This window comes from Homoserinimonas sp. (assembly GCF_056262345.1).
The window spans coordinates 1-9,195 of record NZ_JBACFR010000285.1 but is presented as its reverse complement, the minus strand read 5'-3'; the positions used below and the strand labels follow the sequence as shown (position 1 = coordinate 9,195).

The 9,195-nt window shown below is 64.6% G+C and carries 8 protein-coding genes; 6 read left to right on the top strand and 2 right to left on the bottom strand.

Annotated elements, in window-relative coordinates; translation table 11 throughout:
- The 3 genes from AC062T_RS13070 to AC062T_RS13060 form a co-directional block, all read left to right on the top strand.
- Positions 1-714: ABC transporter permease subunit (locus AC062T_RS13070; protein WP_476030701.1), on the top strand; the 714-nt coding region annotated here is incomplete at its 5' end.
- Positions 711-1,589, top strand: coding sequence for a carbohydrate ABC transporter permease (locus tag AC062T_RS13065; protein ID WP_476030699.1), 879 nt, complete (start codon positions 711-713; stop codon positions 1,587-1,589). The genes AC062T_RS13070 and AC062T_RS13065, both read left to right, overlap by 4 nt.
- 67 nt (positions 1,590-1,656) lie before the next feature.
- The gene (locus tag AC062T_RS13060; protein ID WP_476030697.1) at positions 1,657-3,522 is read left to right on the top strand and encodes an ABC transporter ATP-binding protein; all 1,866 of its coding nucleotides are present in this window, start codon (positions 1,657-1,659) and stop codon (positions 3,520-3,522) included.
- Positions 3,523-3,532: 10 nt separating this feature from the next.
- On the opposite strand, the gene AC062T_RS13055 is transcribed toward AC062T_RS13060, so the two are convergent.
- Both AC062T_RS13055 and AC062T_RS13050 read right to left on the bottom strand, forming a co-directional pair.
- Complete coding sequence (locus AC062T_RS13055) at positions 3,533-4,204, bottom strand: DUF305 domain-containing protein (RefSeq protein ID WP_476030695.1); 672 nt, start codon at positions 4,202-4,204, stop codon at positions 3,533-3,535.
- Positions 4,185-4,895 (bottom strand): DUF3105 domain-containing protein, encoded by a 711-nt coding sequence (locus AC062T_RS13050; protein WP_476030693.1) that lies wholly within the window; start codon positions 4,893-4,895, stop codon positions 4,185-4,187. Before AC062T_RS13050 ends, AC062T_RS13055 begins: the two co-directional genes overlap by 20 nt.
- A 194-nt stretch (positions 4,896-5,089) precedes the next feature.
- On the opposite strand from AC062T_RS13050, the gene AC062T_RS13045 reads away from it, so the two are divergent.
- From AC062T_RS13045 to AC062T_RS13035, 3 genes are all read left to right on the top strand, one after another.
- Positions 5,090-6,451, top strand: a complete 1,362-nt coding sequence (locus tag AC062T_RS13045; RefSeq protein WP_476030691.1) for a cystathionine beta-synthase — start codon at positions 5,090-5,092, stop codon at positions 6,449-6,451.
- A 70-nt stretch (positions 6,452-6,521) separates the two neighbouring features.
- Positions 6,522-7,667, top strand: a complete 1,146-nt coding sequence (locus AC062T_RS13040) for a cystathionine gamma-synthase (RefSeq protein WP_108517699.1) — start codon at positions 6,522-6,524, stop codon at positions 7,665-7,667.
- A gap of 312 nt (positions 7,668-7,979) precedes the next feature.
- Positions 7,980-8,990 (top strand): LacI family DNA-binding transcriptional regulator, encoded by a 1,011-nt coding sequence (locus tag AC062T_RS13035; RefSeq protein WP_108517697.1) that lies wholly within the window; start codon positions 7,980-7,982, stop codon positions 8,988-8,990.
- The last annotated feature ends 205 nt before the right edge of the window (positions 8,991-9,195 follow it).

Below are 9,195 nucleotides of genomic sequence, written 5' to 3'. Positions count from 1 at the left end.
GCAGAGGCTAAAGAAGCGCCTGACCCCGACTCGGACGCGATCAGCGGCACCGTGTGGCTCGATGTCGTCCAGGGAGGTGGCGGTGAGAACGGCGAAGTGGGAGACGGCAAGAGGGGGCTGCCCGGCATTAAGGTCGACGCGGTCAACGCCGACGGCACCATTGCGGCCACCGCCGAGACCAATGACGCGGGTCAATACACAATCTCGGGCCTCGACGGCCAGGGGTATGTCGTGGCGCTGCCCGCGTCGAACTTTGACCAGGGGTACCAGGGAGTCTCGTGGCTCAGCTCCGCCTTCATCAACGGTGTGGTCATCCTCTCGTACGTGTGGATCTGGGCCGGATTCGCGATGATCATGATCGCCTCTGGCCTCTCGGCGATGGATCGCTCGCTTCAAGAGGCGGCCCGCATCGATGGGGCCAGCGAGTGGAAGGTATTCACCCGGATCACCGCCCCGCTGCTGTCGCCGGTGATCGTGGTCGTCTTTGTGACGCTCATCATCAATGTGCTCAAGATCTTCGACCTCGTCTACGTGATCCCCCCTGGCACCTCGAAACCCGCGGCGAACGTGATCGCGGTCGAGATGTGGACCGTCTCCTTTGGCGGAGGAGATAACCAGGGGCTCGGCAGCGCTCTCGCGATCCTGCTGCTGATCTTGGTGATGCCGTCGATGATCATTAACATCCGTCGATTCCGGCAGGAGAGAGAGCGATGAGCGACCTCACCATCGTGCGGGGCAAACGCACGGTTGCCCAGCGAATCCTCGGATTCTTTGGCAACAGCATCGTCAACGTGCTGCTCCTGATCATCGCGGTCTTCTGGCTGGTGCCGAGCGTGGGATTGCTCCTCGCTTCTCTGCGCTCGGTCGCCGACAACGCCTCGTCGGGGTGGTGGACAGTCTTCACGGCCCCGGCGCAACTGACAATCGAGAACTACGCGAACCTGCTGGCCAACCCCACCATCACGGGGTCGTTTTGGAACACCATCATGATTTCCGTGCCGACAACGGCCGCCGTGGTGATCATCGGCCCGCTCGCCGGATATGCGTTCGCCTGGATGGAGTTTCCCGGACGAGACTGGTTGCTGATCGGCGTAATCGTGCTGCTGGCCGTGCCCATCCAGGTCGCCCTCATCCCCCTTGCCCGCCTGTTTGGCTCGGTGGGGATCTTTGGATCGGTCTTCAGCGTCATCCTGTTTCACACGGCCTTCGGCCTGCCATTCGCCGTCTTTCTGCTGCGCAACTTTTTTCTGCAGGTACCGAGCGAATTGCTTGAGGCGGCCCGCCTCGACGGCGCGAGCGAGTGGCGCATCTTTCGCACCGTGATTCTGCCGCTCGGGCTGCCGGCGATCGCCTCCCTCGCGATATTCCAGTTCTTGTGGACATGGAACGACATGCTCGTTGCGCTGATCTTCACCAACTCACAATCGCAACCACTAACGGTGGCGATCCAAAGTCAGCTGCGCCAGTTCGGTTCCAATATCGATGTGCTCTCGGCCGGAGCGTTCCTCTCGATGATCGTTCCGCTGATCGTGTTCTTCGCATTCCAGCGGTACTTTGTGCAGGCCCTGCTCGCGGGGTCGCAGCGCTAGCGGCCCTCGGGAATGGGCGGCGGGCCCTCGGGAATGGGCGGCGCCCCGTCGTCGTTAGGCTTGAACGATGAGCGGGCACGGGAGCACTGGCAGGTACGGCAAGCAGCGCGCCCGCATTTCGAGCGCAGACCCGGAGGCGCAGAAGGCGGAAAACGCCGCAGCGCCCAGGATCCCTGATCTGCTGCCCCGCATCCGGCACCTGTTTGCACCCCATTCGCGAGCGCTCACCGTCACGATCGTTCTCGTTCTGATCGGTGCCGGCATCAGCGTTTTGCCGCCATTGCTCACTCAGCAGGCCTTCGACCTCGGGCTGTTCCCGCCGTCGGGGGTGCCCGACATGCCCGTGCTGCTCGAGCTTGTCGGCATCATGGTGTTGCTGTGGATTGCGGCCTCAGCCCTCGGTGTGTGGCAAACCTGGCTCACCGCGAGCGTGGGTAACAAGGTCATGGGCCAGTTGCGCATCCAGCTGTTCACGCACCTGCAGCGCATGGAGCTGGGCTTCTTCACCCGCACCAAGACGGGCGTCATTCAGTCGCGCCTGCAGAACGACGTCGGCGGAGTCGCCGGGGTTCTCAGTAACACGGTCTCGAGCGTGATCGGCAACACCGTCACGGTCGTCGCGGCGTTCGTAGCCATGCTGCTGCTCAGCTGGCAGATGACGCTCGTCGCGGTCATCCTGATGCCGCTCATTGCCGTCGCCCAACGCCGAATCGGCCGGGTGCGCGCCCGCATCGCCGCGGCAACGCAGGAGTCGCTGAGCAACCTGACCGCGATCACGCAGGAGTCGCTCAGCGTGAGCGGCATTCTGCTCGCCAAGAGCTTCACGCAGCAGGGTGCCGAGGTCGGGCGCTACACAGAAGAGAATCAGCGCCAGATCGAACTGCAGGTTCGTCAGGTGATGAGCGGGCAGTGGTTCTTCGCCACGGTGCAGGTATTTCTCTCGGTCATTCCGGCTATCACCTATGTCGTCGCCGGCTGGCTCATCCTCGGCAACGTGCCCGTCACGGCGGGAACCATCGTGGCGTTCACCACCGTGCAGGCTCGGCTCACCTGGCCTCTTATGGGGCTCATGAGGGTCGCGCTCGACCTGCAGACATCATCCGCTCTGTTCGCCCGCATCTTTGAATACCTCGACCTGACCCCCGCCATCACGGATGCCCCCGGCGCGCGTGAGGTGCCGTCGCAGTCGCTGGGGCGCATCCAGTTCGATGACGTGACGTTTAGATATCCGGATGCCCCGGCAGATTCCCCCGCGACGCTCAAGGATGTGTCGTTCACGATTGAGCCTGGCAGCTTTGCGGCGTTCGTCGGCCCGTCGGGTGCCGGCAAGACGACGGTGTCGTACCTGATCCCGCGGCTCTACGACGTGAGCGGGGGCGCTGTGCGGTTTGCCGGTGTCGATGTTCGCGAGCTTCAGCACGAAGACCTCATGCGCGCCATCGGAATCGTGAGCCAGGAGACCTACCTCTTTCACGCCACGATCGCCGAGAACCTGCGGTATGCGCGCCCCAATGCCACCCAGCAGCAGCTGGAGGATGCGGCCCGCCAGGCCAACATCCACGACACGATCATGTCGTTCCCCGATGGGTACGAGACGGTTGTCGGCGAGCGAGGTTACCGGCTCAGCGGCGGCGAAAAGCAGCGCGTCGCGATCGCCAGGGTGCTGCTCAAGGACCCGGCCGTGCTCATCCTCGATGAGGCAACAAGCGCGCTGGACTCGGTCTCGGAGCGCATCGTGCAGACGGCGCTCGATCAGGCTGCGAAGGGCAGAACAACGGTCGCGATCGCGCACCGTCTCTCGACCGTCGTGCACGCCGACGTGATCTTTGTGGTCGATGGCGGACGCATCGTGGAACAGGGAACGCACGACGAGCTGCTCGCCGAAAACGGTGTCTACGCGACGCTGTTCCAGCGCCAGGTCAGGGCCGAGTAGCGGCGTTCTGCTACGAACGCTCCGCGAGGAGGTCGTTCATCAGATCGATCTCCTTCTGCTGCACCGTGACCATGCCCTTGGCGAGCGTGACAACGACGCGCTCGTCGCTGCGGTCGAGAACCGCTTCTGCCATCTCGACTCCACCCACGTGGTGCGCGATCATCAGTTCGAGAAAATACTTCTCCGCCTCGACGCCCGTCAGAGACTTGAGAGTGGCCAGCTGTTCGTCGGTCGCGAGCCCCGGCATGGGGCCTCCGGGCACGTGGGAGCTGCCACTATCGCCTGAGCCGTGATCGTGGGTCGCCCCGTCGAGGGTCGGCCGCGTCATCCAGGTCATCGAGGGTTCCGGCGCAGCCTGGGGAACACCCCAGACAGTGAGCCAGCCGAACATTTGGCCGGCCTGCTGCTGCTGAGCGGTCGCAATGTCGTAGGCGAGCATACGAATCTCGGGGTCGTCGGTGAGATCGCGCACAATGAGCGACATCTCCACGGCCTGCAGGTGGTGTGTCTGCATGTCCCGGGCAAAGCCCGCCTCGGCACTGGTCGAGGACGGTGCCGAATCGGTGGCGGGCACGGAGACCCGGCCCAGACCGAAGGCAACACCCACGAGCACGGCGGCTCCGAGGATGATGCCTACGATCAGGCGGGTCGAAACGGCGGTCTTAGAGCTTTCCTGGGCCATCGATTGCTCCGACGCAGCTGGCTCCGGGCTCCGGAACGTCACCGGCCTGCCAGTACTTCTCCACGAAGTCGGCGAGACGCGTGTCATCGACGCCGTCGAGCTTGATCTGGGCACCCCACGCAGAGGCGACGACCGGGGCGTCGAGTCCCGGGTAAGGAGAGAGGATCACGTAGCTCGAAGGCAGGGAGCCGCGCAGGGTTGCGAGGTCATCACCCGAAACACTGTCGGGGTCGTACGTCACCCAGACGGCGCCGTGCTCGAGCGAGTGGACGGCGTACTCGGGCTGCTGCGGCTCTTCGTAGATGCCACAGTTGAGCCATGCCTGGTTGTGGCTGCCGCCCGCGGGCGGGTTCATGTCGAATTCGTTCTCGTAGTCGACGACGCCCTGCACGTGGGTGTAGTCGATGTCTTCCCACGTCTGCACGCCGTCGATTGCGATATCCGCAGGGTCGCGCTTGGGCACAGCGCTCGAAACGACGATGGCCACGATGATCGCGACAACGGCAACGGCGGCCACCGAGCTCAGAGTGATCGCAACGATGCGGTTGCGCTTGGCCCTCGCCTGCTCCTTCTTGAACTTCTCCACCTTCTCCAGGCGACGCTGTTCGCGCTCCTGCTTAACGGTGAGCTTCTTTGCAGAGGGCGGGACGACCTGCTCGTCGGCAGGGGAGTCGGTGTCGCGGGATGGCACGGATGGTGTCCTGTCAGTAGTGCGGCAAGAGAGGGTGGGCTGCTGTAACCCATGAATCTCCCATAGCTTAGGAGAGTCGATCTGCAAGAACTGTGTAAACGCATCAACTATTCCCGTTGCGCGGTTTCGACTCCACCCTCAAGTTCTGCCCGGCTGTCGCCGCTGTCGGGCCCCGCTGATAGATTGTGCCCACCATGAAGTATGCAAATACCGTCCTGGATCTGGTCGGAAACACGCCCCTCGTTAAGCTCAACAAGGTCACGGAGGGGATTTCGGCGACCGTGCTTGTCAAGGTTGAATACCTCAACCCCGGTGGCTCCTCGAAGGATCGCATTGCGACCAAGATCATCGACGCCGCAGAGGCGAGCGGTGACCTCAAGCCGGGTGGCACCATCGTCGAGCCCACATCGGGCAACACGGGTGTCGGCCTCGCGCTCGTCGCCCAGCAGCGCGGCTACCGCTGCGTTTTCGTGTGCCCCGACAAGGTGAGCGAAGACAAGCGCAACGTTCTGCGTGCCTACGGGGCCGAGGTCGTCGTGACCCCCACCTCCGTTGCGCCCGACAGCCCGGAGTCGTACTACTCGGTCTCCGACCGCCTTGCGCGCGAGATTCCTGGCGCCTTCAAGCCCAACCAGTACGCGAACCTCAACGGCCCGCTCAGCCACTACGAGACAACGGGTCCCGAGATTTGGCGCGACACGGATGCCAAGCTCACGGTCTTTGTCGCGGGCGTCGGAACCGGCGGAACGATCAGCGGCACGGGAAAGTACCTCAAGGAGGCCAGCAACGGAGCGGTGCGCGTTGTCGGCTCCGACCCCGAAGGCTCCGTGTATTCCGGTGGCACGGGCCGCCCCTACCTCATCGAGGGCGTCGGCGAAGACTTCTGGCCCACCGCCTACGACCCCACGGTCGTTGACGACATCATCATGGTTTCGGATGCCGAGGCCTTCGATATGACTCGTCGCCTCGCGCTCGAAGAAGGCCTGCTCGTCGGCGGATCCAGCGGCATGGCCGTCGTCTCCGCCCTTAAGGCGGCCCAGGACCTCGGGCCCGACGACGTCGTCGTCGTTCTACTGCCCGACGGCGGGCGCGGCTACCTCGGCAAGGTCTTCAGCGACACCTGGATGGCATCGCACGGTTTCATCGCCGCAGGCGAAGGCACCCCGCTCGCGGAGATCGTCACGGCCGACGCTGCCACTATCCCTCATGTGCGCCCAGACTCGACCGTGCGGGATGCCATCGCGGCGCTCGCCGACCACGCTCTCGGTCGCCTTCCCGTGCTCGCGGGCGAGCTCCCCACCGTGCTCGGCGAGGTCCTCGGATCGGTCAGCGAAGACGCGCTTCTCGACGCCGTCGCCGTTGACGACGCCGTGCTCGACGACGCCGTATCGGAACACCTGAGCGAGCGCCTGCCACTCGTTGGCCTGTCTAGCTCGACCGAGGTTGCCCGCGAAGCCTTTGCGGCATCCGGCAGCCCCGTTCTCATGGTGATGAACGACGGCCACCCCGTCGGCCTTGTCACCCGCCGCACCGTGCTCGCGCATCTCAGCAAGTAGTTCGCAGTAGCGAGCAGCTAGCTCTGCGCAGCGCGCGTCACCCCCAGCTTCACGAACCAAAGGATCCACGATGAGCGACTTCAGCACCAGGGCTATTCATGCAGGCCAGGAGTTCGACCCCACGACGGGCGCCGTCGTTCCGCCGATCTACATGAGCTCCACGTTCGTGCAGGACGGCATCGGCGGGTTCCGCGGCGGTTACGAGTATGCGCGCGGCGGCAACCCCACGCGTGACTCACTGCAGACCCTGCTCGCCTCGCTCGAAGGGGGAACGCACGCCTACAGCTTTGCCTCCGGCCTCGCGGCGGAGGACGCGCTTCTGCGCGCCATCCTCGCCCCCGGAGACCACGTGCTCATGGGCAACGACGTCTACGGTGGCACGCACCGTCTCGTCAACCGCCTTCACGTGCCGTGGGGTGTCGAGCTTTCGACCGTTGAGATGAGCAATGCGGATGCGGTGCGCGCCGCGATTCGCCCCGGCGTCACGCGCGTGCTCTGGCTTGAGACGCCGAGCAACCCGCTCATGAAGATCACCGATATCGCCGCGCTTGTGGCGATCGGCCACGAGGCCGGCGCAATCGTCGTTGTCGACAACACGTTCGCGACTCCCTACCTGCAGCAGCCCCTGGCTCTGGGCGCCGATGTTGTGGTGCACTCGACGACCAAGTACCTCGGCGGCCACTCCGATGTGATCGGCGGCGCCGTCGTGCTGAGCGACGAGGAGATTGCCGAAAAGGTTGCTTTCTTGCAGTTCGGCGCCGGGGCTATTTCGGCCCCCATGGAGGCCTGGCTTACGGTGCGCGGCATCAAGACGCTCGCCGTGCGCATGGATCGCCACTCGTCCAACGCGCACACGATTGCCGCCACGGTCGAAAGCCACCCGGCAATCGAGCGTGTCTACTACCCGGGTCTTGAGTCCCATCCCGGCCACGAGATCGCCGCGCGCCAGATGAGCGACTTCGGCGGCATGCTGTCGCTGGCGCTCAAGGGCGGCCCTGAGGCAGCCAAGCGCGTCGCCGAGGGCACAGAGGTCTTTCAGCTGGCCGAGTCGCTCGGTGGCGTGGAGTCGCTGATCGGGTACCCGACCGAGATGACTCACGCCTCGGTCAAGGGCACGGAGCTTGCTGTACCCGAGAACGTGATCCGCCTGTCGGTGGGCATCGAGGGCATCGATGACCTGCTCGGCGACATCACGGCGGCGCTCGACCGGGCGTAGCCCCGGCGCGGAGCGGTCGCTGAGCCCGCGCGGCTAGCCCGCGCACTCGTGCCGTGCGGCTAGCCCGCGCGCTCGTGCCGTGCAGCTAGCCCGCGCGCTCGTGCGTGCGCGCTCCCTCCTTCGCCGAGACTGCGCAAGTTGCTCTCGCGGCGCGGTTTTCGGCGCGATTTGCGTAGTCTCGGCGGGAGAATCGGGCGCCCGCAGGAGCGCGACGGCGAGCGGCAGACGCGTACGCCGCACATGCTTCGCCCGTGCATAATGGATGCGTCCCGCAGAATGTGAACGTACACATTGACAGGCTTGGTGGAATCGATGGAACCGGAGAAGGTTCGCGCCCCGAACATTCGGGACGTCGCAAAGCTCGCGGGAGTGTCGTACCAGACCGTTTCTCGGGTACTGAACGAGTCTCCCAACATCCGGCCGAGCACCAAAGAGCGTGTGCTCGACGTCATCGAGCAGATCGGGTTTCAGCCCAACCAGGCGGCCAGGGCCCTCGTTACCAACCGCAGCCGAACCATCGGCGTGCTCTCGGGCGACACCGCGCACTATGGGCCAACGACGAGCGTTCACGCTATTGAGCTGGCGGCGCGGCAGGCGGATTACCGCGTGATGATTACCAATACCTCGAGCGACTATGAGTCGATTCGCAGCAGCCTTGACTCTCTCAGGCAGCAGGCCGTGGAGGCCATCGTCATCATCGCTCCCCAGGTGCGGGTGTTCGATGCCATCGCCGACATGAACCTCACGATTCCTTTCGTGACCCTCGACTCCACGCAGCGAGACACCAGTCGCAGCATGTCGGTCGACCAGTTCGCTGGGGGACGCCTTGCCACCCGCCACCTGATCGATCTGGGCCACCAGGAGATTGAGCACGTCGCCGGGCCGCAGGACTGGATCGAGGCGGATGCTCGCATGCGAGGATTCCTGCACGAGATCAACGAGGCCGACCTCACGACGCGCCCGCCCATCCTGGGGGACTGGACTGCGGCGTTCGGCCACCATGCAGGCAGGGAGTTGCTGCGGCATCCCGACTTCACCGCCGTGTTCTGTGCCAACGATCAGATGGCGCTGGGGCTCATGCACGCGCTGCACGAGGGCGGAGTTCGTGTGCCGCAGGATGTAAGCGTCGTGGGTTTCGACGATATTCCGGATGCCGCGCACCTGTGGCCGCCGCTGACGACCGTTCGTCAGGACTTTGCCGAGATCGGCCGCAGGGCCTTGGCCATTCTGCTTGACGAGATAACGGGATCGACGGATGCCCGGCACGACCAGATCGCTCCCGAGTTGATCGTGCGGAGTTCGACTGCCCCGCCTTCGCGATAGCGCTGGAGTATGCGTACGCCTTGATATGGATTCGGTCACGTATCCTCGGGAGGCCTTGACAGCACTCCCGCAAATGGGGGTAGCATGTCGCCTGATGTGAACGGTCACATCTAGCCGCCCCGACGCCGCATCCTCAGGATGGGAGCCGATGGAGCGGGGACTGATCCGCTGACGAAGGAGTCGCCCGGTGAGTTCATCCGAGAGT

Bases quoted from the DNA above. Each gene is read 5' to 3' on its own strand.
- AC062T_RS13040 (WP_108517699.1), top strand. From the start codon at position 6,522: ATGAGCGACTTCAGCACCAGGGCTATTCATGCAGGCCAGGAGTTCGAC.
- AC062T_RS13055 (WP_476030695.1), bottom strand. From the start codon at position 4,204: ATGGCCCAGGAAAGCTCTAAGACCGCCGTTTCGACCCGCCTGATCGTA.
- AC062T_RS13045 (WP_476030691.1), top strand. From the start codon at position 5,090: ATGAAGTATGCAAATACCGTCCTGGATCTGGTCGGAAACACGCCCCTC.
- AC062T_RS13065 (WP_476030699.1), top strand. From the start codon at position 711: ATGAGCGACCTCACCATCGTGCGGGGCAAACGCACGGTTGCCCAGCGA.
- AC062T_RS13060 (WP_476030697.1), top strand. From the start codon at position 1,657: ATGAGCGGGCACGGGAGCACTGGCAGGTACGGCAAGCAGCGCGCCCGC.
- AC062T_RS13035 (WP_108517697.1), top strand. From the start codon at position 7,980: ATGGAACCGGAGAAGGTTCGCGCCCCGAACATTCGGGACGTCGCAAAG.